This is a genomic window from Rickettsia endosymbiont of Ceutorhynchus obstrictus, assembly GCF_964026565.1.
Taxonomy (GTDB): Bacteria; Pseudomonadota; Alphaproteobacteria; order Rickettsiales; family Rickettsiaceae; genus Rickettsia.
On sequence record NZ_OZ032162.1, the window covers coordinates 425,785 to 451,125 of the forward strand.

The window sequence follows — 25,341 nt, forward strand, 5'->3', positions numbered from 1 at the left end:
GGTAAGGATCTCACAAATAAATTTTTTAAGATATTGCTCAAAATTATTATTTTTAGTAAGTTATTGCTAAACTTTTTAATCTATCTATAATGGGTAAATTAAGAAGCAAAGCAATAATGATGAAATTACTAAAAACTAATTTTAAGTAGTTCTTTTATGGTACTGTTAACAAAATTTTTTAATTGATAATTAAATGGATTTTTTAGCGAAAATTAATAAGATTTTTGATGGAATAGTTATTCATATTTCAAAAAAATCTTATAATTTGCAGCAAAAAAGGCTTTAATTAGCTTTAAAATCAACTTTGTTAACAGTGCCAGAGGCAATTTTTCAGCTTTATCGACAAACAACCCAGCAAAAAAATTGTCATTGTTGCACTTCTTGTAGTCGGCAATGACGATTCTGATACTTTAAAAAAGTTTGTATTGCTGGCTTGGTGGTTATAGCATGAGTGAAACACACGATCCCATCCCGAACTCGAACGTGAAACCTCATAGCGCTAATGGTACTATGCCCTGAGGCATGGGAGAGTAAGTCGCTGCCAAGCTTGCAATACAAATTTTTTTTGATTATTTAAAACGCTAAACTTAAAACTTTATTTTTTTGAGTTGTATTCAACTAGTAATTCCCAATTTATTTTTCCATTATTGCAAAATTTTGAAATAAATCCTTTCACCAAATTATTTATAATTCTTGCATACTCAATATTAAATTCTTCATTTCTTTCTTTTGCTTTATGACCCAACGGCTCTATAATTTTTGTATATAACTCAAGGTCACCGGAAATTAATTCCCAAAATGCTTGACCACAATATTTAAAATAATAACCTTTGTCAGGTTGATTATCAATACCATAACAACAACCATTTATTGCTATTATATTTTCTGTTCTACTTCCGTTTGTTCTCAAAATACGTTGTGCTTTTTGAAAGTTATCTTTCATTTTTTTAATCTGACTACTATTACCCCAATTTGGACCAGATTTAATTGAAACAATATATTTTACATTATCTTTTATAAATTCAAGATCAATACCTTCAGCACTTGATTTAAAGCCATTATAAATTTTAGTGTTGATAAAAATTGCTAAGTTTCCAAGAAAGTTACCAAAGATAGTTTCCTCTTGAGAAGATAAATGAGCGTCTAGAATGAATTTAACCAATTCATCAGCAAGTAGTATATCTTTACATCTAAACAGGTATGGATTTTTTCTTTTTAGAAGTTTTTCTATTTTTAATAATTGTAAACTTTTTAATCTTGCATTATGAAAAAAGTTAATATTTTCTTCTATGAATTTTATAATTTCATTGTTTGTTATCATGAGCTTTCAAACTGTTAAATATTAGATCAATATAGTCTTCATTAGTATCAATTCCGATTGCCTTTCTTCCAAGTTTATTTGCAGCGATTAAAGTTGTCCCGCTTCCTGCAAAAGGATCAAGAACTAAATCATTTTTTTCAGTAAATAATTCTATAAACCAAATAGGCAGTGTTTCAGGAAAAGTTGCACTATGGTTCTTATTATTACATTCGGTTGCTAAGTGCAATACATTTGCCGGGTAAACTGTATCTTTTTCAAGCCAATTAGATATATTTTTTCCAAATCCACTTCCGACTTTTGATTCGTCTCTAATCATATCTTTTTCGCTTAAATTTTTAAGTCTTTGTTTAGCCCAGTTACCCATAGGAATTTTAACATTATCTTGAAACATTTTAAATTTTTTTTGTTTATTAAAATGAAGTAATCGCTCCCAAGAATCTCTAAATCTGTTAGGCCATTTTCCAGGGTAACAATTTTTTTTATGCCATATATATTCTTCTGTCCATAACCAACCTTGTTTACGCATTTCTAGTATTAATTCTAATACATATACATGTCTTTCTCCCTCTAATACGCGTTCTTTTATATTTAGAATGAATGAACCTGTTGGATTCAAAACTCTTTTGAATTCCTTTGATCGCAACAAAAACCATTCAACATATTTATTAGGATGTATTCCACCATAAGTGTTTTTTCTCTGATCTGCATATGGAGGAGATGTTATAATTAGATTAACAGAGTCATCTGGAATTTGTTTAAGAATATCAAGGCAATCACCAAAATATATATCAGAGTTTTGAGTAGAAAATTTTGACATGTTTGCTTTTTTACTATTTCTTTATGCTAAATAATATATTATACCTTAAAAACTAAAAAAAACATTTATTATTTTATGCAAAATATAAATATCACTTACCCCCTTCTTGTTATCACAATAATAACATCTTTATTTGTTAAAAACAAAAAACCGATTTATATATTACTCATTCTTACAAATCTATTAGCTTTATATCAAGGTGTAATAAATATTGTCGGTTTCTTTTCCTTAAGTATATTTGCCGCTCTAACTTATTCCTATTTTAATTTTCAAAACCTTCATAAAACCGTAAAGTTTTTATTATTTTTAGCAATTTCCATTTGTATAGCAGCCTTTGCTTTTCATAAAGTGCCGGGATTTTTTAATATATTGGCTATTAAATCGATGAAATTATCAGAATTATCAACCACGTTTTCAATGTATTTGAATTTTGATAAAGTTATGCCGGCTTTAATAGTTTTCTGCCTTAGTGATTTATATATTTTAGAAAAAAATAGCAAATCAACACATATAAAATATACAATTACTTCTTTATTATTATGTATTATAGTAATCCTAACTCCGGCTTTTATAAGCGGTTATGTATTATTTGATCCTAAATTACCCGCTATATTACCGATTTGGGCAATTAACAATTTCTTTTTTGTTTGTATGAGCGAAGAAGTATTTTTTCGTGGTTTTCTACAGAGAACATTACAGAATCTTCTAAAGAAACAGCAAATATTAGCTATTATTATAGCTTCTTTAATATTCGGCGTAGCTCATTTTCAGGGTGGGATTATATATATAGGTCTTGCTACTATTTGTGGTTTCTTCTATGGCTATGCTTATTATAAAACCGGTAAAATATTATGCTCTATGATAGTGCATTTCGGTTTGAATTTGTTTCATCTAATATTTTTTACCTATCCTGCGGCAATTATTATATAGCTTCGTTCATTAAGATATATGAGTAGTATAATTATTTTTATATAATATATAATAATTAACTAGTAATTGAATTAATTATAGTGTATGTTCGCATAAATTATAAAAGGTTGAATATTATGGGAGCTTACTTAACTACCGGGGTAGTACAAAATATTATTATTTATAAAAAGCAGTTGGTAAATTATGACATAACAATTGATAAAATTATTGCGAAATTAAGAGAAGAAGTAAATATTGATTATTATAGCTATAGTGAAGATTCAAACGGTTATTATTGGCACATTGATCCTAAAATGCTAGAAGGTAATTTTGTAGAATTTTTAGAAACTCAATTTCAAATGTATAGCAATAAAACGTCTAGTAGTAGAAAATATCAAGAGATAGAAGAAGCTATTGACAAAGTAAAAGAGGCTAAAACCGGCAATGAGTTAATAGAATTAGCTGCCAGTATAAGCCTTCAGTACTTCCAATTAGTTGATTATACAAATAAATATATAAGTGTATTGCATAATAATAATTTTAAGTTAGATATTTTAGTAAATTTCCATCTAATAGCTTTTTTTATTGACGGAAAAATAATTATGGAATGTTACTATGATATTTTAAGATATTTTTCTCAAAACATCCATCTTCAAAAAGAAAAGTATCCGGTAGCAGATTGTATAATAGTTCTGATTACTGATTGAAGATATAGGCGTTGTTGTATGGCTCGAAATCCTTATAAAAAAACACCGTCATTGCGAGGAGGGACGTAGTCCCAACGTGGCAATCCGGGAAAAAACACTTTTCTGTCATCATGAATTTATTTCAGGATCCACTACAAAGAGATGCTGAAACAAGTTCAGCATGACAAAAGAAAAAGCTGGATTCCCGCCTTTAACCATAACTGTCCGAAGTTAAAAAATTAAGATTATTAAATAGTACTTTTTTTGCCGTTAATGCTAAAAATACTACTATTTTGATATATAATAGAGTGAAAAACTCAAACAGTTTCTCTATTTATTTTTCAACTTCGGACAGTTATGGCCTTTAGCTAGAATGACATACGGCACTTTTTTAGAGCCATGCAACAAAGCTGCGACTGGAAGGAGTGCGGCAATCTAGAAAATAATAAGTTTCATAGCATTTTTTGCTATTTTTTCCTGGATTACCGCGTCGGCATAAATGCCTCCTCGCAATGACGATTCCGGTAGCCATGCAACAACGCCAAGCTTGATACAAGCGAATTTTTCTGAATTTGCCTGTACTCACGTATTATTAACGGCTAGCGCAGGCTTGTCTTTAAATTTATCTTGTCTAGACCTTTCTGAATTTAGCTGTAGTAAATAAAAATCATTTCTTTAACGGTAAAATTATTATCAACTATGTATAAGTTTTTAAGCTAAAACTTATACATAGTTGGGGTTAACTTAATAATCTTTGCTATATCTCACAATTCCCTTAAAAAAAAGTTTTATTATTAACACTATCTTTAAACTAATATTTAAGGATAAAGGTAAAAAACTTGCTTAATAAATAATGTTATCTTAATCTTTTATTAATTTATAGAATTATAAAGGTTATGAATCAGGTCTCTATCTTACTCTTTATATTACTATCGGTATCATTATTTAGTTGTCAATTAGCACCTAATTATAAAAAGCCGGCGATAGAATTACCCGATAGCTTTGATAAATCTTATATTGAAAAGAAAGAAGTTATAGTCCAACAAAGTCAGTGGTGGGCTAAATTCAATGATCCTGATCTAGAGGCTTTAATTACCGAATCGCTAAACGCCAATTCCGATATACTTATCGCCATGACGAATGTCGCGCAAGCTCAAGCACAATTAAATCTTAATAATGCTCAAAGATTTCCGCAAATTAATTTGCAAGGTTCGGCTAATAGGACAAAAAACAGTAAGCAAGTCAATTCTAAAAATAATAATATCAATCACAATATAGTTAATAATTTTAGCTTAGCTAGTGTATTAAACTATGAAATTGATTTATGGGGTGCAGCGGCAAATGCCGATAAAGCTGCGCAGGCTTTATTAGTTTCAGCCGAAGAGAATAAGCAGGCAGTACGGCAAAGCGTCGCTACCAACACGGCGATAGCCTATTTTAATTTGCTTGCTTTGCATAAACAAATATATCTAACGAGTCACTTAATTACTATACAAAAGAAAATATACGAACTAAATAACAAGCTTTTCTTAGCAGGAACTAGCAACGAAATAGATTTAAGTCAGGCACAATCGTTACTAACGGTTACCGAATCTGAATTACCGATTTTGCAGCAGCAATTACAGGAGCAAAAACACGCTCTGGAAATTCTATTAGGGAGAACTCCTAAAGATATAGTTAACGGTAGCTTTAATCATAATCAAACTATTGATAAATTAGTTGCTCCGATGGTTCCGGAAATACTACCGTCAAAGCTGTTAGAGCAGCGTCCCGATATACGAGCGGCTGAGCAGAATTTAATTGCGGCGAATAGCAATATCGGTGTAGTGCGGGCGACCTATTTTCCGAATTTATCATTAACGGGATTATTGGGGTTAGGGAGTAATAAAGCTGCTAAACTTTTTAACGATTCGGCGCATAGTTGGCAAATCGGGGGCAGTTCCGCTATGCCGATAATTGATTTCGGTCGAACTAAAGCAAATGTTCAAATTGCTAAGATAACGCAAGAACAATATGTAATCCAATATCGGAATATTGTCGCTGTTGCTTTTCGGGAAGTTATGGACGCTCTTTCGGCGCAGAAAACTTCGGAAGATAATTTTAATATTTGGCAAAGAAACGAGAAAGCCTTAGAGACTTCCGCAAGGCTGATAAAACAACGTCAACGCCGGGGTATTGCCAATTACTTAGATGTATTAAATGCCGAGCAAAGCGTGCTGCAAGCACAAATTAGCGGGGTAACTATTAAGCTTAATCGCTTAAATGCGGCAGTGAATCTTTTTCATGCGTTAGGAGGTGAGTGGTGATGGAGAAAAGCCGTGAGAGGTCGATCGTCATTGCGAGGAGGGCGTAGTCTAGAGCGGCAATCCAGGAAAAAATTAGTACAAAAATTTACTGTATTATGGTTATTACAAGTATGGTGTCATCTAGTTGCTTTGCAAAAATATTGAGCCATGCAACAAAGCCCGAAGGCGGGAATGACATACGGCACTTTTTTAGAGCCGTGCAACAAGGCTTTTGGTCGCTCGCAATGACGATTTTTATAGGGTATAATTATGATCAAACTAATAAAACAAAGTTTATTGCTAATCTTATTAGCTTTGCTAATACTGACCGTAATTATCTGGTTTATTCGTGATCATATCACCGGTAAAAAAATCATTTCGGCAGGGGCGCCGGTTGATATTGTGCTAGTCACAAAGAAAGATATGTTACATATGATAGAGCTAGCGGGTCTTACTGAAAGCTATAAAAGCGTAGAAGTAAAACCTTTAGTTACGGGGCAAATAATCAAAGTAAATTTTAAAGACGGGGAATTAGCACAAGCCGGAAAAATTTTATTTGAAATTGATCCGAGGAGTTTTCAATATAATTTAGAGGAAGCGGAAGCAAATTTATTGCGAGATCAAGCTCAATTTGAAAATGCCCAAAAAGAAGAGTTGCGTTATCGTAATTTATTTGCTGAAAACGCCGTATCTGAAGAGCAATATATGCAGATGCTAACCAATATGAATGTCTTTAAAGCTGCTACCGATGCCGATGAAGCCTTAATTGAGGATGCTAAATTACAAATTGAATATAGCAAAATAACTGCCCCTATTAGCGGGCGACTCGGTGAAATTCTGCTTGATGAGGGCAATTTAGTGCAAGCAAATATAACAAATTTGGTAGTAATTAATACAATTTCCCCGATCTATATAAGTTTTTCAGTACCGGCACAATATTTAAGCTTGCTGCAAAAATCCAAAGTGCCTATTACGCTTAAAACCGCACTAGGCGAAGAAATTACCGACGGCGAGATTGTATTTATCGACAATACTATCGATATTTTGAGCGGTACTATCAAGCTAAAAGCCCTATTTCCCAATAGTGAAGAGCTGCTATGGCCGGGTCAGTTTGTGCGGATATTGTTAAATATTAATAATAAAACCGATGCTTTAATAGTTCCGAATAAAGCCGTGCAAATAAACGACCAAGGGTCATATGTGTTTGTTGTCGGGGAGGATAATAAAGCTAATATCCGAGATGTAACAATAGATTTTGCCGACGATAATTATACGGTTATTTCGTCCGGACTAGCAGAAGGGGAACGGATAGTTATCAATGGGCAGTTACGTTTATTTGATGGTACGCAGGTGAATGCTAAAGTTATTCAGGAAGAAGAGGAGTAATGCCTGAAGATGCCATTCTCCGAGATGTTGGGCATTGTTGCATGGGTCAAATTTTCGATGTCATTCCCGTGAAAACGGGAATCCAGAAAAATACTTTTAAGTCATCCTGAATTTATTTCAGGATCTACTAAAGATGCTGAAACAAGTTCAGCATGACAAAGAAAAGCCTAGATTCCCGCTTTTAGCTAGAATGACACACGGCACTTTTTTAGAGCCATGCAACAACGCCTGCAGTTGCTCGCAATGACGATACCCATGCACCGTTACTAAGAACGACATCGTTTTTTAAAAAATTATTTGGTTATTGCTGTGAACATATCCGAGTTCTTTATCAAGCGTCCGGTATTTACTACTTTATTCATGTTCACAATTTTATTATTTGGCGTGTTTAGTTATAGGCTGCTGCCTATTAGCGTGCTACCGGATATTGATTTTCCGACGATTCAGGTTTCGGTAAGCTTGCCCGGTGCCGATCCGTCTACTATGGCTTCTTCTGTTGCGTTGCCTTTGGAAAAACAATTTTCCAATATTGCTAATATTGAGTCAATGAACTCAATTAACACCTCCGGCAATACGCAAATCACCTTACAATTTTCCTTAGATAGAAATATAGATGCTGCCGCGCAGGACGTGCAGGCGGCTATTTCATCGGCAGCAAAGCAATTACCTACCGATTTGCCTAACCCTCCTTCTTATCGCAAGGTAAATCCGGCTGATGCTCCCATATTTTACCTATCTTTAACTTCCGATACTATGCCGTTATACCAAGTTGATTATTATGCGGAAACAATCATTGCTCAACGATTTTCAATGTTGGCAGGTGTGGCGCAGGTACAAGTATACGGCTCGCAGCAATATGCAATAAGGGTACAGCTTGATCCGAGTAAACTAGCCGCTAATATGATAGGGATCGAGGAAGTAGCGAATGCGATTATGCAAGGTAATGTTAACCAGCCGACCGGAGCTTTATACGGGAAAGATATTTATTCGACGATTTTAGTCCCTGGGCAATTACAAAATGCTCAAGAATATAATGATTTGATATTAATGTATCGTAATGGCAATCCTTTATTTCTTAACAATATCGGCGTGGCAATAGATAGTGTTGCTAACAATAAAATAGCAGCTTGGTATAATGATAAACCCGGAATAATTTTGGCTATTCAGAAACAGCCTAACACTAATACTTTGGAGATTATCGATTCAATCAAAGAAATATTACCTTCATTACGTCAGCAGATTCCTGCCGGAGTTGATATAAATATTTTATTTGATCGATCAGACTCTATTAAAGAATCGGTACATGATGTACAATTTACGCTACTCCTAGCTCTTTTGCTGGTGATAATCGTTATATTCATTTTCCTCCATAATTTTTCTTCGACTATTATACCGGCCCTGACATTGCCTTTGTCGATAATAGGCAGCTTTTCGGTTATGTATATTCTAAATTTTAGTATAGATACCCTATCTCTTATGGCTATGACGTTAGCAGTCGGGTTTGTTGTCGATGATGCTATAGTAGTGCTAGAAAACATAACAAGGCATATAGAAAACGGGCAAAGTAAATTACAAGCGACGATAGACGGCACCAAAGAAATTGTTTTTACCGTAATATCCATGACTTTATCGCTAATAGCAGTTTTTATACCTTTATTATTAATGGGGGGAATTTTAGGCAGGTTATTAAATGAATTTGCGGTAACTATAACCTCGGCTATATTATTTTCAGGAATTATTTCTATCACAATTACCCCCGTATTATGTAATATGTTTTTAAAAGAAGGTAGGAATAACGAATCATCCGAGAAAACTGAAAGAATAAGTGAAAAAGCCTTTGAATATATCAAAGAGAAATATCAAAAAAGTCTGGTAACGGTTATAGATTACGGCAGAGCTACGATGCTGGCGTTTATTATCATGATTTTAGCAACTATTTATCTTTTTACTATCGTCTCTAAAGGCTTCTTACCGGATGAAGATTCAGGACAAGTATTAATTTCCACGGAAACCGCGCAAAGTATTTCTTTTGACGCGATGGTAAATCTACAAAAACAGGTTGCGGATATAGTGCTGCAAAATCCTTATATTGAGGCGCTTGCTTCTTCGGTCGGTGCATCGGGGAGAAATTCTTCGATGAATCAAGGAACGGTGTTTATAAGCCTCAAGCCGAGAGATCAAAGACCCGGCTCTAATAAGGTAATTAATGAACTTCGGGCAAAGCTCAATAATCTAACGGGCATAAAAGTTTATATACAAAATGTTCCGACGCTAAGTATTGGTGGGCAGTCAACAAAAAGTCAGTATCAATATACGATGCAAGGCATCGATCAAGATGAGTTATTTAATTTTGTGCCGAAGCTCCAAACAAAACTTAGCAAAATAACGGGTTTTCTTGACGTGACCTCGGATTTACAAATCGCGCAACCGCAAACTAAACTAGAAGTCGACAGGTATAAAGCGGCGCAGCTTGGAGTATCGTTGGAACAGATACAAACAACTTTATATAGTGCTTACGGCGCGCAACAAATTTCTACCCTCTATACTCCGACCGCTCAATATTTTGTGATTATAGAACTCGCGCCGGAATATCAGACGGATCCATCCATGCTATCTTTACTTTATGTTAAATCATCTAACGATGTCCTAGTGCCTTTAGCTTCTGTTGCCAAAATAATTAATACCGTCGGACCGCTTAGTATTTCTCATTTCGGGCAGTTACCTTCCGTTACGGTTTCTTTTAACCTCAAGCCGGGTTTTTCTTTAAGTTATGCGGTGCCGCAAGTGGAGGCGGTTATAAAGGAGTTGCAAATGCCCGCCAGCATAACGGGAGGCTTTCAAGGAACGGTTCAGGCTTTTCAGTCCTCTCTGTCTGATATGGGGCTATTGATGCTGCTTGCCGCTATATTAATTTATATAGTTCTTGGCATGTTATATGAGAATTTTTTGCACCCGATCACTATTCTTGCAGGCTTACCGACTGCAGGTTTCGGCGCTCTTCTCACATTAGTATTATTCCGTAAAGAACTTGATATTTACGGGTTTGTCGGTTTGATTATGTTAATCGGTATCGTCAAGAAAAACGCTATCATCATTATTGATTTTGCCCTAGAAATTCAAAAGACTAGTAATAAAACTTCTAAAGAAATTATTTATGAAGCGTGTTTAGTTAGATTTAGACCGATTATGATGACGACGCTTGCGGCTTTAATGGGGGCGTTACCGATCGCTTTAGGACTAGGAGCCACCGGCGGCGAGCGGCAATCTTTGGGTCTTGCGGTGGTTGGCGGATTACTAACCTCGCAATTATTAACTTTATATATTACGCCGGTAATCTTTTTATATTTAGAAGCGGCAAAAAACAAATGTAAATTTTATATTTTTAGCAAGTAGTATTTCGTTTAATATATAAGCTTTGTTGCATGGCTCGAATTTTTGCAAAGCGTTCGGGGTCATGCCACGGTATGACACCGTACTTGTAATAACTATAATGCGGTAAATTAGGAGCCATGCAACAACGCCACTAAAATCTTATCCGACAATATATTTTTACTTATAAAATTTAGCATAAAGTGAACAAAAAATTTAACAATTCAAGATTTAATTTTATAGATTTCTTTACTTTATGTACGGTTATTATATTGATAACGCTTGGCTTTTGGCAGCTTAGTCGTTTAAAAGAAAAAAAACTATTTCTAGAGGCTATGGATTATAATCTGACTAGCCCTGCCGTAGATTTAAATGCTTTAGAGGATAATTTAATTTATCGTAAAGTAAAAATTACCGGACATTTTTTAGCCGACGCAGATATGCATTTATACGGGCGTAGATCAATGTCGAAGGAAAAAGACGGTTATTATTTAGTGACGCCTTTTAAGACTATGAACGGTAAAATTATTTTAGTAGCTCGCGGCTGGTTTAGTAATCGCCATAAAAACGCTATTTCTAGTGCCGCGAATGAGCAAATGCACGAAATTATCGGTGTAACGTTGCCTAGCGAAAAAACACGCTCTTTTATCCCCGATAATGACATAAAAAATAATGTCTGGTTTACTTTGGATTTGGCAGGCGCTTCTAGCATTTTAGGGCTAAAGTTAGAAAATTTTTATGTAATTTTGGACGGCAAAGATATTAGTGATTTAGATATTCTTATTCCTTTATCGATGAATCATTTAGCAAATGTTAGAAACGATCATTTAGAATATGCTTTAACCTGGTTTGGACTCGCTATTTCTTTAATCGTGATTTATTATTTGCGTAAAGCTAAATTCAAATCTTGAAGTATACTGCTCTTGGGTGATATCTTTTGGGCGTTGTTGCATGGATGGTTAAAATCGCTTAAAACTTGTCATACCGTGGCTTGACCACGGTATCCAGAAAAAATTAAAAAGCCTGACTGGATGCCGTGGTCAAGCCACGGCATGACATCGCGGTACTTTTAAAGAATACCCAAAATATAGCAATTTTCGAGCCATGCAACAACGCCTATCTTTTGGGTTAATGTATTACCCTTGATTATTCAGCTTTTGAACCGAATTTAGGATAAGTTCTTATCCTAAATTCGCGTTATTATCACCGGTTATTTTAACAAAATTCAAGTCTCTCTCTGCTTTATCTATCTCAGCAACGTGAATATTACCATAATCAATTATAGGTGCGGGTTCTGTTTTAGATATCTCGAATTTTAGTATTTTAAGTGCTATATCATTCCGCTTAAATGAGTTATCTGTTATATCTTTAGCGGCAGAATAAGCCTTTAAAGCATCGCTATATATTTTTTTTGTAAGTAAATAATCTCCTTTTTGAATATATAAATCAGGGTCTTTCGGATTCTTTTTTATTAGTGCTTCAAAACATTTCAAAATGCCGGTATCATAGTCGGCAATTTTATAATATTTTATTGCTAAATTTAAAGTTACCTTATAGTAATCATCGTTTTTGTTAGGTTTTATTGCTAGTTGCTCTAATATATTACCGATTTCTTTGTACGGTAAAATTAGTTTTTTATTATAATTAAGAGCCTGATTAAAATTATCCCATGCGTTTCTAAGCTCTCCTTTCTTACTATAAATCGTGCCGATATTGAAACGGGCTAAAGCTTTAGTTTCGCTTATTTCTTCAGGAGGTTTATATTTATTTAACCACCATATAGCTTCTTCGTAATATTTATCATCTATAGATTTTTTTAGTTTTATGTCTTTAATAAAAGGCATGAAAATTTTATTTACTGTTGTTTTGCAATGCTTTATTACGCGGTTAAATAAATAATCTGAATCTGAAGGAGCGGCTTTTAAAATTTCTCCGAAAAATAATAAATATTCGGTTTGTTGTTTAAGAATATAGCTATAATTATGTATTTGCTCTTGCTGCTGCGGCTCTTCTGAAAATTTTTCGATAATATCTAAAAGCTCAATAACCAAGTTTTTAGGATTATCATTATTTTTTTCCATTAGCTCATGAAATTTAAATATCTGCTGTAACCCTTGAAAATATTTAGGTTTTGCGGAAGGCAGAAGAATATAATTTTTATCCGACGGTAATAAAATTTTTTTAATAAAACTGTCATAATCATCAAAAAATATACGACAATTGACAGGTTTATAATAATCAAAATTTTTTTCATCAAAAGTACGGGTTATGATACCACTTATTTGAGCAATATTAAGTTCTATTTTAGTGTATAGCTCACTTATAATATTTTGATGTCCGTTAAGGCTAAAATTTAAAGGTCTTAGTTTTACGTTAACGGCCTCCAACTTAAAATCTTCAAATTTTATTTTAGAAGTAAAAAGTCCGGTTTCTTGAGGAATTTTATGAAAAATTTTAATAAATGAAGACCCGGACAAAGACAAATTATTAAAAAACTTCTGAATAGTTGGATCGCTTTTGTTTATAATATTTCTTACTGATTCATTAATATTCTCTGATTCTGCTTCCCCTTTAGTTATAACTAACGCCACACTATTTTTTAATTTTTCTAGCTCTGACTTTAGAAAAATATTAGTAAATTTTTCAATTATGAGATAGAATCCGCCGCTTTCTTCCGTTATTGAAGATTCGGGAGTGACGATTATAAATTGCAACTCGTTAGTAACTTTAAACAATCTCTTTAGAGAAAAAAGATTAATTAATATTTGAGTTATATTTCTCGGTGAATACTTATTTATCTCAAAGCCCGGACAATCCCAAATTACAGTATCGCCAATTTTATATTTATTAAGAATATTGGGCGTTGTAGAAGGGTTGTTATGTATTTTTAAATCAGAATTACTAAAATTTTCTAATTGATAGACTTTTTTATCGGAATTATAAATAATTTTCAGTTCATGATTAATTAATGACGCTACCAAAGCGCTTTTGCCGCCGCCTATAGCTCCTAATACTAAAATCCCTTTTTCTGTTATTTCTTCAGTTTTGTTATAAATTTCCGTCAATGAGGTAAATATAGTATTAATTTGCTTTATTAATTGTAATCGTTCCTTTGTTATATGCTTCATGTTCTTAATCTTTAAAATTAATTCTTGCCGCATCGCTCTCACCGTTATTGTCAATAACCCTTATAATATATTCTCCGATTTTTGCTTGCCATAATAATGGTTCATCGGCTTTAACACTATTTATTAACTCATCGTTAACAAACCAAAAAATATCGGAAACGCCAGGATCAACGGTTGCCGCAAGGATTATCCTATCACTATTTTTAATTGAATAAACAGAATTTTTTATAGGAGAGGTAATTTTCGGTTTTTGATAGTGTTGATTTACCAAATTACTACAACAATTATCGCAATAGCTTTTGCCTAAAGGTTTCGGTAACAAATGAATACCGGCTTTTTTATATACCGACAGTAAATCGGTCGGCCAAAAATTTACTATTCTATATTCGGTTTGTCCTTCTATAAAGCTACAAGCCGGCATACCGGTATTGATATCTATTAAAATTTTCCTATATATTCCCGACGGTTTTATCGGTGATTTGCCTTTAATAAACCAAGTATCGGTTTTACTTGGACACATACCGTTATAAATATCACCGGTATCGGCACATACACTAACCTTAGTAATATCAAGCTCCTTTGCTTTATCAAGAATCAAATCTTTATCTTCGGTTTTATTTATTACCGCATTTATAATATTAAAAAATAAAGGAGCGGCAGTTTCTACTCCTGTAAACGATCCTCTAACTTGACCTTTAAAATCTCCGATCCACACGGCAAGCACATATTTGCCGAATATACCGACCGCTAAACCATCCCTAAACGAGCTAGAAGTACCGGTTTTCCAATATATCGGCAAGCTTGGTTCTATATTATTATAAGCATGCAGGCGGGCGGTATCTTTTAAAATATCGAGCGTTAAGTAGCTTGCTTCTTTGGACAACAGTATACTCTTCTGCTCCTCCAAATTGGCTCTGCAAAACTTCGGGGGATTCGCATGCTCACCTATTAAGGATAGGCTGTGCGTGTTCACCTCTTGTTTTACATTCCAATTTGAAGGATCATTTGAGTATATAAATTCCTGTCTCGGCGCTATTAACTTTTTTAACGGTTGATATGAACCTAAATTGCCGAGCATGGCATAAAGTGTAACTAGCTCTTCCATATTTACCTCTACTGCTCCGAGTACTATAGATAAGCCGTATATTTCCGGTTCTCGTAATTTAGCAATTTTTGCTTGTCGTAAAAATTCGTAGAAGTTAGGGTTTTTTAATTTAGAGGCAAGAAATATTACCGGTATATTACGGCTTTTTATTAACGACTCTCCGGCACTTACCCCGCCGGTAAAACTACTATCAAAATTTTCCGGCTTATAGCTATCGTAATTAATAGGAGAGTCTTTTAATAAAGTTAAAGGATGAATTAAGGATTGATCAAAAGCCAGAGCGTAGACGAAGGGCTTTAAAGTTGAGCCTGGGGATCGGTAGGATTTAGTACCGTTTATTTGCCCGCTTATATCAGTATTAAAAAAATCACCGGAGCCGACGCTTGCTAATACCTCCATATTAGTAAAGTCTACTAGCATAGCTGAGGCATTTGTTATGCCGTATTGCTTGTGAGCATTAATATATAGTCGAATTTGTGTTTCTAAAATAGTTTGTAAATTCTTATCTATAGTGGTGAAAATATCTTTAATGCTATTAGACCTCTTGCATAACTCTACTTCTAAAGGTAATTTGTACGTCGATCCTAACCCCTCATCCTCACGTACATTTAAGTACGCTGCGGTTCTGCGTTTCGTGTATCCTTCAAATTCCTCTTTATAAGCGAATTCTGCAAGAGGTCTATTATTTTGTGCTAATATATCTAAAGTAAAATGCGGTGCTATAAACGGTAAGTTTTTGGCTTGATTAAATTTTATGGGTAAGTTAAGTAATTTATCGTAAATAATATCTTGTGGATGAGTTTCTAGCCATTTAGAAAATAGATAGAGTCTAGCTCTTTTTATGTTATTTCTGCAATTCTTTATGTCATTCCCGTTGCCCTCTATATCCTTCCCGTTGCCCTCTATGTCATTCCCGCGAAGGCGGGAATCCAGGCTTTTTTTGTCATGCTGAACTTGTTTCAGCATCTCATTAATAGATCCTGAAATAAATTCAGGATGACTGTAATGTTCTGGATTCCCGTTTTTACGGGAATGACATAGAGGGTAAGGGGAAGGATATAGAACTTTTTGTGCCATCGATTGTAACAAATTACAGTTTCCTCCCCTTTTTACCGGATTTTGCGGTATAACGGCTAAACTTAAAATATCCAGTAAATTTAAATCTTTAAGTTCACGTCCGAAATAAATATAGCTAGCAGCTGCGACACCTTCAATATTACCGCCGTAAGGAATTAAATTAAGATACGCTTCTAAAATTTCGTTTTTTGAATAATGTAACTCCAAATGTATTGCTTTAATAATTTGGTATAATTTGCCGAGTATAGTGCCGGAATTTATCCCGAACCTTATACGCGCTACTTGCATGGTGATAGTGGAAGCGCCGATTTTTCGACCGTTTTTTAAATAGGTAAAGTAAAAAGCTTCAAATAAAGAAATAGGGTTAATTCCGGGATGGAAATAAAAATATTTATCTTCATATAATAATACCGCTTCTATGAATTGAGATGGTACAGCGTCAATCGATGTATATATTCTATATTTATCATCTTTTGAGAGAGAAATACGCATTAACTGCCCGTTCCGATCAAATACTTTTTGTGAAAAGCTGACCTTGTCAAGCAGCGGTATAGGGGGGACTATGAAATATATTATAACGCAGATTGTTAATAGCGTGATAATTAGCTTTATTTTAGAGAACAAAATATATACCGTTTGTTGTTATCTTTGTGTGGATAGGTTAGCATGCTCTGGTTATTACAAGTATAGTGTCATACCGTGGCTTGACCACGGTATCCAGAAAAAACTTAAAAAAAGACTGGATACCGTGGTCAAGCCACGGTATGACACCGAACGCACAACAATGTTTTTCTGCCTTGCAGGATTCATATACCAAAATAATACAATAAAAGCTCCCAGTATTAAATATATTAATAATATATTGACTATTTAATTTATCTTTTGTATAATGCATTTTAAGTTAGTTAATATGTTAACTTTATATAAATACAACTAACCCTCACTTCTTTCATTTACTTATGTAAATCATAAATAAATCCACAATATCCGGTATAAAGGCTGAAAAGTCTATCTAAATTACTTCATGCTACGATAAGTTTCTTGACTTTAATTTTTTATCCTGTATAATGGTCTCTAATTATATAATAATTTATTAACATTTTAAGGAAAAGGTTAAATTATGCAAAATAGTAAATCTAAGTTTGTTAGAAATTTAATGCTTGTCGGTGTTTCAACTATTGTGTTAAGTGGTGTGACATTAGAGGCTATGGCGAATGGGGCAGCAATAGCTCCGCAAATAGCCCCGCTTCCTCCGCCCCCACCACCGCCTACTGTTAGGGTAAACCCTGCACCTGTTGTTGCAGGTGGTCATAATGCTTTATTTGATCAAATTAGACAAGGAAAAGGTCTTAAAAAGGCCCAAGTTGCTATTAAGCAACAAGCACAACCCGTAAACCAAAATTTAGCTCGATTGAAAAAAACAGGTGTAAGTTTCGATGCTAACGGTAATATAATTATAGTAAAAAACAATGGTCCTGTGATGCGTACAGATCTTACGCCCGTGGAAATGCTTGCAGAAAAAAAGCGTTTAGCTGCAGAACAAAAGCTTAGAGATGCTGAAACAAAAAAGATAGAAGAGAAGCAGAGGATAAATAAAGAGAAAGCTGAAGCGTATTGGAATGATCCAGTTAACAAAGCCAGAAAAGAAGCAGAAGAAAGAAAAACTCGAGAAATAGTAGCAAAACGAGAAAAAGAAGTACGTGATAAACTAGCGGAAAAAGGAAAAGAAAAAAGAGCTGCGGAAAATGGTAATAACATTGGGACCGGTAATGGAAATAATACGGATAATTCTCATTATCAAATGTTAATAAGTAGTTTAAGGCAAGAAAAATTAGATTTTTTACAACGTATAAATTTATTACAAGAACAACTTAATAACAGTATCATTAATAATGGCGAAAATGGTGATGGTAATGGTAACTATTCCTTTGAGCGCGAGGAGATAACTCGTTTAAATAATGAAATATCTTCATTAAAAGCATCATTAGGAGAAAAACAACGGAACGAAGAATTTTTGGATGTAATCGAATTCCTAAAGCAGTATATTAGCGAAGGAGGGAGTATACAAGAAACTATTGAATTTTTAGAGGAGCAAAGGAAAAAGGGCTTGAGTCTTAGTGAGGCAATAGACTTTCTTGAAGAAAAAGAAAATATGGAAGCTATGTTAGAACTTCAAGAACAAGAGAAAGCTATTGATGCTCAACTTGAACAAAAAGCAGAAGAAAAAATAACTGATGCTGAAGAAATGCTATCTGCTACGTCCTCTATACCAATTGAGATAATGAATTCGGTAACTGATCTTATTAAAAGTAGAATATCTAGTACAGCCGGATTAGGAGCTGTAGCAGCAGGTGATGAGGATACTTCTATAACAAAAGGTGTTTGGATTGCCGGACTATACGGTGCTAACAAACAAGGTGTACAAAAAAATATGTCGGGGTATAAAGGTAATACATACGGTAGTACCATCGGGTTTGACGTAGAATTTAATGATAACGATCTAGTCGGAATAGCGTATACTAATATGCGGTCAAATTTTAAGGCTACTACCGCTACTAAAGGAAAGACTGCCGTTAATAGTCATGTGCTAGCTTTATACGGTCAGAAAGAATTACCGGAGAATTTTTCTTTGCAAGGAATGTTTGCGGCTGCTCGTAACTATATTAAAAATAAAAGCGTTTATTCGGGTAGTAATGTTATCGGTAAATATAAGAATGATAGTCTCAGCTTTGAAACATTATTAAATTATAAATATCCGACTAATTACGAATTAACTATTATACCGAATATCGGTATTAGATACGGGAGTTCTAAAGACGGAATTTATAAAGATAGTGATCTAGGTGTACAACATTTAACGGTTGCTGCGAAATCTCAAAACTTATGGACCGGTATTGTCGGTACTAAAATATTATTTACTCCGCAAAGAGTTGCTGAATCTATAACTTTAACTCCGGGCTTGCACGTCTCTATAGAAAACCACTTTAATAATAAAAACAAAAAAGTAGAAGCGCAAGTAAGCTGGGAAGGTAGACAGATTAAAGAAACTATTATTTTACCGAAACAACCTAAAGCCGGTTATAATATTGGTGCTAGTGTTCTTGCACAAAAAGGTAATGTTGATGTACTAGTTGAGTATAACTGTCATTTACAAAAGAAATATCAAAGCCATCAAGGTTTTGTTAAGTTAAAAATCAGTTTTTAAAAAAATCGTCATTGTGAGGAGATACGGGCATTGTTGCATGCCTCGATAAAGCAGCAGTATGTCATTCCCACGCAGGCGGGAATGACATTGATCCAAGCTCTTCAAGTTATATTTCTTAAAATAACGCGAACTATGGATAAGAATTATCCATAGTTGGGGTTAAACTAGCCTCCTTGATTATCTTCTACTATATTTCCCGTAATGGGCGTAACCTCCTTATCATTTAGAGTTTCTTGATGATGGTCTGTCATATAAATAGCAAGGGCAAAAAGTAACTTTATAGGTTCTACTATTTTCTCAAGCGTTGCGACAGTTTGCTGCAAATTTTTTATTGATTCAATTACTTTGAAAAGTAATTGTTTCAGAATATGAATATTATTTTGCTGTATTATATCTATATTAGCGTGAAATTTTTTGGCCATATTTTTTCCCTCATATTGTTATTCGATTTGTGTTGATAGTAAAGAAGAGATATACTACTCATAAATGAAGAATTGTCCTACGAGTCTCGCCAAGATATTTAGATTGTTATTTCCTAGGTTCCGTGGTCAAGCCGGCGTTGCTGCATGGCTCGAATTTTTGCAAAGTGTTTCGGTGTCATGCCGTGGTCAAGCCCACTACTGTACGAACGTTGAAAAAAGGCTGTGTCATGCCGTGACTTGATCACGGCATCCAGGAAAATAAAGCCATATTAGACTTATTTTAGAATCTTTTTATGATATTATAAAACTGGATTCCGTGGTCGTAGCCACGGAATGACAGAATTTTTACCTCTTTATTTAAACGTTCGTACAGTAGTGGGCTTGACTACGGTATGACACCGTACTTATAATAACCATAATACGGTAAATTATTAGCCATGCAACAACGCTGATCAAACCGTAGAGTGACAATTCCCAATTAAAGATTTTTTTGTCAAGTATGAAGAAGAGTTAAATAAATTAAACATACTTGTTTTTCGACATAATTTACTTTTAAATAAATTACTGCAATATTAATTTATATTAATAAAATAGAGAAATCAACATTAATTGTTGCTAATAAAAAATAAATAAATGAAAATTATTTATAAATACTTGCAAAGTTAAATTAGATAAATATCATATAAAAAAATACAATAGAGAAAAAATATATGCTTAATATAAGTTTTACTAAAGAAGAGTCGTTACACAATCAGGCAATAGTAGTTTTTATTAGCGATCAATTAAAGCTTGATAATAATTTGATGGCGCTTGATCAGCAACATCATGGTTTGATTTCTAAAACCATGCAAAATAAACTGAAATTTACCGGCAAATTCGGGCAGGTGAAAATCATTACTTCCGTTATTAAAACCGGGGAAATTAAATATTTAATTCTAGTCGGTTTAGGAGAAGAGAAAAAATTAAAGGATGCAAAGATTGAAGAACTAGGTGGTAAAATTTTATCGCAAAGCACTTGCGCAAAAATTAGCAGTATCGGGCTAAAATTAACCGATAAAATCGGGAATTACGAACCGCATATTTTTACTTCTCTGATAGCTAGCGGCGCTCTTCTTGCATCTTATCGGTTTGATAAATATCGTACCACTTTAAAAGAAGAAGAAAAATTTGCAGTTGAGACTTTTGAAATTGTTACTAACGATCAAGATGAAGCAGAAAAATTATTTGCCGAGAAAAATTTAATCGCTCAAGCAGTATTTTTTACCAGAGACATTAGTAATGAGCCGGCAAATATCAAAAGCCCACAAGTTTATGCCGATAGAGTAGCAGAATACCTTGAAGAATTAGGCGTAGACGTGGCTATTATCGGTGAGCGAGAAATGAAAAATCTCGGTATGGGGGCGCTTCTCGGCGTCGGTCAAGGCTCACAAAACGAATCTAAATTGGTAGTTATGGAATATTACGGCAGCGATAAAGATACCGCTCCTATTGCCTTAGTCGGTAAGGGGGTTACTTTTGACACTGGCGGTATTTCTATTAAGCCTGCCGGAAATATGGACTTAATGAAATATGACATGGCGGGATCGGCTGCGGTAGTCGGTGCTATTGCGGCACTTGCTTCTCGTAAAGCTAAAGTTAATGTAATCGGTGTTATTGGGCTTGTTGAAAATATGCCTTCAGGAAACGCGCAAAGACCCGGTGATGTGGTAACTACCATGTCGGGACAAACTGCCGAGGTACTCAATACCGATGCGGAAGGGCGGTTAGTTCTTGCCGATGCTATTTGGTATGCACAGGAAAAATTTAAACCCGAATGCGTAATAAATCTTGCCACGCTTACCGGTGCTATCGTGGTAGCTTTGGGGCATACATATGGCGGGTGTTTTTCAAATAACGATGAGTTAGCGGAAAGATTAATTAATACCGGCGATAAAGTTAACGAAAAATTATGGCGGATGCCTCTGCATAACGATTATGATGAAATGATTAATTCCGATATTGCCGATGTTGCAAATATCGGTAACGTACCGGGGGCAGCAGGCAGCTCGACGGCCGCGCATTTTATTAAGCGTTTCATAAAAGATGAAACGGCTTGGGCGCATTTGGATATTGCCGGCGTCGCTAACAGTAAAAAAGCTTCTTCTCTCGGTCCTAAAGGTGCTGTAGGGTACGGCGTAAGGCTAATTGAGCAATTTGTTAAGGATTATTATGAACAAAAGTAATTCTCCTTATATATTTATAGTCGGGAATGAAAAAGGCGGAGCAGGGAAAACTACCTGCTCCATGCATTTAATAATCGCTTTGCTTTATCAAGGATATAAGGTTGCAAGTATTGATATCGATTCACGCCAGGCCTCTTTAACAAATTACCTAAAAAATAGGGAGTTATATAATAAGCAAAATCCTGATCAACAAGTAGTGAGTCCTTGGCATTTTCATTTGTCTGAAACTCTTAAAGAAAATAAAGGCGACGAGGAAGAAGAGCAGAAAATACTATTTGAAAAAGCCCTAGTTGAAGCAAGTAGCACTGATTATATAATAATCGATACGCCCGGTAGTCATACATTTTTATCAAGGCTTGCTCATTCTTATGCCGATACGATCATTACGCCGATTAACGATAGTTTCCTTGATTTAGACGTAATAGCTAAAATTGACGATAAAGACGAAATTATCAGCCCGTCAATTTATAGCCAAATGATTTGGGAGCAGAAAATGCAGCGTGCTAGCCGTGACGGCGGTAGTATTGAATGGATTATTTTACGTAATCGTTTAAGCAATCTTGATGCAGTAAATAAACGTCGAGTCGGTAACGTTTTAAATAAACTTGCTAAAAGAATTAGCTTTAAATTAGCCGACGGTTTTAGCGAGCGAGTAATATTTAGGGAATTATTTTTGCAAGGTTTAACTTTACTTGATTTAAAGAATGCAAAATATGACAAAGTATTTAGTACGTCACATGTTTTAGGGCGTCAAGAATTACGAAATTTTTTAAGTTTTCTAGGTATAAAGCCTGTTTTCTAGTTTTTAATTGCAGAATCGTAGTATTTTGTATATATTACGTAGGTTAACTTGAAGACGTCATTGCGAGGAGACCTCGTTGTCATACCGTGGCTTGACCACGGTATCCAGAAAAACAACTTACGATGGTAATTGTTTTAGATTTTTAACTGGATGCCGTGATCAAGTCACGGCATGACATCAGTTTGGTTGATCCACGCAACAATGTCATTCCCGCACCTAAAGCAGGAATGACATAAAAGGTTGCTGGAATGGTATAAAGAGATGCAGGAATGACATAAATTACCATCATCATCAAATAAAATCAAAACAAAAAATGCATAAATATAGAACTCATAATTGCAATGAATTACAAATTACTCATGTTGAAACAGAAGTTAAATTATCCGGCTGGGTACATCGAAGAAGAGACCACGGTAATCTAGTTTTTATCGATTTACGAGATCATTTCGGCGTAACGCAATTAGTATTTACCGATCAAAACCCGGAACTGATGGATGAGGCAAGTCGTTTGCGTTATGAGTCGGTAATTACTGTCACCGGCAAAGTTGTAGCGCGGTCTGATGATACTGTCAATAATACGCTGACTACCGGGCAGATTGAAATATTAGTTAAAGAGTTTATTATTGAATCAGCGGCGGAGACTTTACCTTTTGTTATTAACATTGAAAAGGAAGCACCGGAAGATGCTAGACTTAAATATCGTTTTCTTGATTTAAGACGAGAAAAGCTACATAACAATATTATGCTTAGATCGCAAATTATTTCTCATATTCGTCATTTAATGGTGCAAAGAGGTTTTACGGAGTTTCAAACACCGATTTTAACGGCAAGCTCGCCCGAAGGTGCTAGAGACTTTTTAGTACCGAGTAGATTACATCCGGGTAAATTCTATGCGCTACCTCAAGCACCTCAGCAATTTAAACAGTTATTGATGGTTTCAGGGTTTGACCGCTATTTTCAGATCGCGCCGTGTTTTCGTGATGAAGATGCAAGAGCCGATAGATCACCGGGCGAGTTTTATCAATTAGATATTGAAATGTCGTTCGTCACGCAGGAAGACGTGTTTAACACGGTCGAACCCGTTATGTATGAATTATTTACTAAATTTTCCGATAAGAAAATATCATCATTGCCTTTTATCCGTATTCCTTACCATGAAGCGATGTTAAAATACGGCTCGGATAAACCGGATTTGCGTAACCCGATTATTATTGCCGACGTAACTGAAATATTTAAGGATTCTAATTTTACTATTTTTAGAGAAAATATTAAAAAAGGTTCGATAGTTCGAGCTGTACCGGCGCCCAAAGCTGCAAGTTTGCCTCGTAGCTTTTTCGATAAAATGATCGATTTTGCTATAGCGGAAGGTGCGGGCGGTCTTGGCTATATTCAATTTAGCGATAGCGGTGAAGCCAAAGGACCGGTAGCAAAATTTTTAACGAAGGAGCAACTAGAAACTTTAAAAACTACTGTTAATATTGAGAACGGTGATGCGGTGTTTTTCTCAAGCGATAAAAAAGATAAAGCAGCAAAATTAGCCGGAAAAGTTAGGATAAAACTTGCAGAGGAGTTAGATTTACTGAAAAAAGATTGTTTTGAATTCTGCTGGATTACCGATTTCCCGTTTTATGAGTTAAACGAGGATACCGGCAAAGTGGACTTTAGTCATAATCCGTTTTCTATGCCGCAAGGTGGCTTAGAAGCCTTAGAAAATGCTAAAACTATTGAAGAATTGCTCGCAATTACCGCCTATCAGTATGATATTGTTTGTAACGGCATAGAACTTTCTAGCGGTGCAATTAGGAATCACAAACCGGATATAATGTATAAAGCCTTTGCTATTGCCGGCTATAGCGAAGAGGAAGTAGATAAAAGATTCGGCGGCATGATTAGAGCGTTTAAATTCGGTGCGCCGCCGCATGGCGGAATAGCGCCGGGAATCGACCGGATTGTTATGTTATTAGCGGATGCAGCTAATATTAGAGAAATAATCGCCTTCCCGCTTAATCAACAAGCCGAAGATTTGCTAATGAATGCCCCGAATTATGTAGAAGAGAAAGCTTTAAAAGAGCTCAGCATAGCGTTATTGCCTTCTGCAAAAAATAATAAATAATTTATTTAGACAGAGAAATGGCTAAAAAACGATGTCATTCCTAGCTCAGCATTGTTGCATGGATAATTAAAGCACGCTCTATGTCATTCCCGCGCAGGCGGGGCGTTGTTGCATAGCTACCAGAATCGTCATTGCGAGGAGGCATTTATGCCGACGTGGCAATCCAGTTAAACATATTTTTATACTAAACTTGTTTAGTATTCTAATTAAATCCCTCATTACATTCGGGATAGCCTGGATTGCCGCAGCCACTTCGTGGCTTCGCAATGACGAGTTTTTTATTAATTTTCGAGCCGTGCAACAACGCCCGCAGGCGGGAATCCAGGCTTTTTTTGTCATGCTGAACTTGTTTCAGCATCTAATATAAAAAGATACTGAAATAAATTCAGGATGACTATTATTTTCTAGATTGCCGCGCTCCGCGCAAATGCTCGCAATGACGATTCCGGTAGCCATGCAACAACGCCTCGCCTGCGCGGGAATGACATCGAAAA

At 34.9% G+C, this 25,341-nt stretch carries 23 protein-coding genes and 1 rRNA gene; 14 read left to right on the top strand and 10 right to left on the bottom strand.

All coding sequences use genetic code 11. The annotated features are described in order from the left end of the window. The first annotated feature begins 432 nt into the window (after window positions 1-432). Window positions 433-547, top strand: a 5S ribosomal RNA gene (gene rrf, locus AAGD64_RS02540). A 48-nt stretch (window positions 548-595) separates the two neighbouring features. Here the strand turns inward: rrf and AAGD64_RS02545 are convergent. Further along, window positions 596-1,321, bottom strand: coding sequence for a PmeII family type II restriction endonuclease (locus AAGD64_RS02545; RefSeq protein ID WP_341793738.1), 726 nt, complete (start codon window positions 1,319-1,321; stop codon window positions 596-598). Continuing rightward, a complete protein-coding gene (locus tag AAGD64_RS02550) occupies window positions 1,305-2,138 on the bottom strand; it encodes a site-specific DNA-methyltransferase (RefSeq protein ID WP_341793739.1) in 834 nt (277 codons plus the stop codon). The genes AAGD64_RS02545 and AAGD64_RS02550 overlap by 17 nt, the downstream gene beginning before the upstream one ends. A gap of 75 nt (window positions 2,139-2,213) precedes the next feature. On the opposite strand from AAGD64_RS02550, the gene AAGD64_RS02555 reads away from it, so the two are divergent. Next, window positions 2,214-3,068: a CPBP family intramembrane glutamic endopeptidase gene (locus AAGD64_RS02555; protein ID WP_341793740.1), complete on the top strand. Its 855-nt coding sequence runs from the start codon at window positions 2,214-2,216 to the stop codon at window positions 3,066-3,068. A 116-nt stretch (window positions 3,069-3,184) separates the two neighbouring features. Further along, a complete protein-coding gene (locus AAGD64_RS02560; protein ID WP_341793741.1) occupies window positions 3,185-3,754 on the top strand; it encodes a hypothetical protein in 570 nt (189 codons plus the stop codon). 370 nt (window positions 3,755-4,124) lie between these two features. Here AAGD64_RS02560 and AAGD64_RS02565 read toward each other — a convergent pair whose 3' ends face one another. Then, on the bottom strand, window positions 4,125-4,319 hold the full coding sequence (locus AAGD64_RS02565; RefSeq protein ID WP_341793742.1) for a hypothetical protein: 195 nt from the start codon (window positions 4,317-4,319) through the stop codon (window positions 4,125-4,127). A gap of 310 nt (window positions 4,320-4,629) precedes the next feature. Between AAGD64_RS02565 and AAGD64_RS02570 the strand changes: the two genes are divergently transcribed. The 5 genes from AAGD64_RS02570 (at window position 4,630) to AAGD64_RS02590 (ending at window position 10,797) form a co-directional block, all read left to right on the top strand. Beyond that, a complete protein-coding gene (locus AAGD64_RS02570) occupies window positions 4,630-6,039 on the top strand; it encodes an efflux transporter outer membrane subunit (protein ID WP_341793743.1) in 1,410 nt (469 codons plus the stop codon). A 12-nt stretch (window positions 6,040-6,051) separates the two neighbouring features. Continuing rightward, window positions 6,052-6,183, top strand: a complete 132-nt coding sequence (locus tag AAGD64_RS02575) for a hypothetical protein (RefSeq protein ID WP_341793744.1) — start codon at window positions 6,052-6,054, stop codon at window positions 6,181-6,183. After that, window positions 6,135-6,371, top strand: coding sequence for a hypothetical protein (locus tag AAGD64_RS02580; protein ID WP_341793745.1), 237 nt, complete (start codon window positions 6,135-6,137; stop codon window positions 6,369-6,371). Before AAGD64_RS02575 ends, AAGD64_RS02580 begins: the two co-directional genes overlap by 49 nt. After that, window positions 6,289-7,404, top strand: a complete 1,116-nt coding sequence (locus AAGD64_RS02585) for an efflux RND transporter periplasmic adaptor subunit (RefSeq protein ID WP_341793746.1) — start codon at window positions 6,289-6,291, stop codon at window positions 7,402-7,404. Before AAGD64_RS02580 ends, AAGD64_RS02585 begins: the two co-directional genes overlap by 83 nt. Before the next feature lie 360 nt (window positions 7,405-7,764). Further along, window positions 7,765-10,797 (top strand): efflux RND transporter permease subunit, encoded by a 3,033-nt coding sequence (locus tag AAGD64_RS02590; protein ID WP_341793747.1) that lies wholly within the window; start codon window positions 7,765-7,767, stop codon window positions 10,795-10,797. On the opposite strand, the gene AAGD64_RS02595 is transcribed toward AAGD64_RS02590, so the two are convergent. Beyond that, on the bottom strand, window positions 10,787-10,915 hold the full coding sequence (locus tag AAGD64_RS02595) for a hypothetical protein (RefSeq protein WP_341793748.1): 129 nt from the start codon (window positions 10,913-10,915) through the stop codon (window positions 10,787-10,789). The two genes, AAGD64_RS02590 and AAGD64_RS02595, sit on opposite strands and share 11 nt — an antisense overlap. Window positions 10,916-11,012: 97 nt before the next feature. On the opposite strand from AAGD64_RS02595, the gene AAGD64_RS02600 reads away from it, so the two are divergent. Further along, window positions 11,013-11,684, top strand: a complete 672-nt coding sequence (locus AAGD64_RS02600; protein ID WP_253310059.1) for an SURF1 family protein — start codon at window positions 11,013-11,015, stop codon at window positions 11,682-11,684. 270 nt (window positions 11,685-11,954) lie between these two features. Here AAGD64_RS02600 and AAGD64_RS02605 read toward each other — a convergent pair whose 3' ends face one another. Both AAGD64_RS02605 and AAGD64_RS02610 read right to left on the bottom strand, forming a co-directional pair. Then, window positions 11,955-13,901 carry a hypothetical protein gene (locus AAGD64_RS02605; protein ID WP_341793749.1) on the bottom strand — a complete coding sequence of 649 codons (1,947 nt, stop codon included), beginning with the start codon at window positions 13,899-13,901 and terminating at the stop codon, window positions 11,955-11,957. 4 nt (window positions 13,902-13,905) lie between these two features. After that, window positions 13,906-16,575, bottom strand: a complete 2,670-nt coding sequence (locus AAGD64_RS02610; RefSeq protein ID WP_410526079.1) for a transglycosylase domain-containing protein — start codon at window positions 16,573-16,575, stop codon at window positions 13,906-13,908. A gap of 70 nt (window positions 16,576-16,645) precedes the next feature. Here AAGD64_RS02610 and AAGD64_RS02615 point away from each other — a divergent pair, with 70 nt between their 5' ends. Together AAGD64_RS02615 and AAGD64_RS02620 are read left to right on the top strand one after the other, a co-directional pair. Further along, window positions 16,646-16,957, top strand: coding sequence for a hypothetical protein (locus AAGD64_RS02615; protein WP_341794223.1), 312 nt, complete (start codon window positions 16,646-16,648; stop codon window positions 16,955-16,957). A gap of 246 nt (window positions 16,958-17,203) precedes the next feature. After that, window positions 17,204-19,288: an autotransporter outer membrane beta-barrel domain-containing protein gene (locus tag AAGD64_RS02620; protein WP_341793751.1), complete on the top strand. Its 2,085-nt coding sequence runs from the start codon at window positions 17,204-17,206 to the stop codon at window positions 19,286-19,288. Here AAGD64_RS02620 and AAGD64_RS02625 read toward each other — a convergent pair. From AAGD64_RS02625 to AAGD64_RS02635, 3 genes are all read right to left on the bottom strand, one after another. Further along, window positions 19,271-19,393, bottom strand: coding sequence for a hypothetical protein (locus tag AAGD64_RS02625; RefSeq protein WP_341793752.1), 123 nt, complete (start codon window positions 19,391-19,393; stop codon window positions 19,271-19,273). The genes AAGD64_RS02620 and AAGD64_RS02625 overlap by 18 nt on opposite strands. A 59-nt stretch (window positions 19,394-19,452) precedes the next feature. Continuing rightward, window positions 19,453-19,710: a hypothetical protein gene (locus AAGD64_RS02630; protein WP_253307963.1), complete on the bottom strand. Its 258-nt coding sequence runs from the start codon at window positions 19,708-19,710 to the stop codon at window positions 19,453-19,455. 113 nt (window positions 19,711-19,823) lie between these two features. Next, window positions 19,824-19,955 (bottom strand): hypothetical protein, encoded by a 132-nt coding sequence (locus AAGD64_RS02635; protein WP_341793753.1) that lies wholly within the window; start codon window positions 19,953-19,955, stop codon window positions 19,824-19,826. Window positions 19,956-20,420: 465 nt separating this feature from the next. On the opposite strand from AAGD64_RS02635, the gene AAGD64_RS02640 reads away from it, so the two are divergent. The 3 genes from AAGD64_RS02640 (at window position 20,421) to aspS (ending at window position 24,847) form a co-directional block, all read left to right on the top strand. Then, on the top strand, window positions 20,421-21,932 hold the full coding sequence (locus AAGD64_RS02640; protein WP_341793754.1) for a leucyl aminopeptidase: 1,512 nt from the start codon (window positions 20,421-20,423) through the stop codon (window positions 21,930-21,932). Further along, window positions 21,919-22,734: a division plane positioning ATPase MipZ gene (locus AAGD64_RS02645; RefSeq protein WP_253307961.1), complete on the top strand. Its 816-nt coding sequence runs from the start codon at window positions 21,919-21,921 to the stop codon at window positions 22,732-22,734. Before AAGD64_RS02640 ends, AAGD64_RS02645 begins: the two co-directional genes overlap by 14 nt. Before the next feature lie 313 nt (window positions 22,735-23,047). Further along, complete coding sequence (gene aspS, locus AAGD64_RS02650) at window positions 23,048-24,847, top strand: aspartate--tRNA ligase (protein WP_341793755.1); 1,800 nt, start codon at window positions 23,048-23,050, stop codon at window positions 24,845-24,847. A gap of 78 nt (window positions 24,848-24,925) precedes the next feature. Here aspS and AAGD64_RS02655 read toward each other — a convergent pair whose 3' ends face one another. Next, a complete protein-coding gene (locus tag AAGD64_RS02655; RefSeq protein WP_341793756.1) occupies window positions 24,926-25,186 on the bottom strand; it encodes a hypothetical protein in 261 nt (86 codons plus the stop codon). Window positions 25,187-25,341 lie beyond the last annotated feature (155 nt).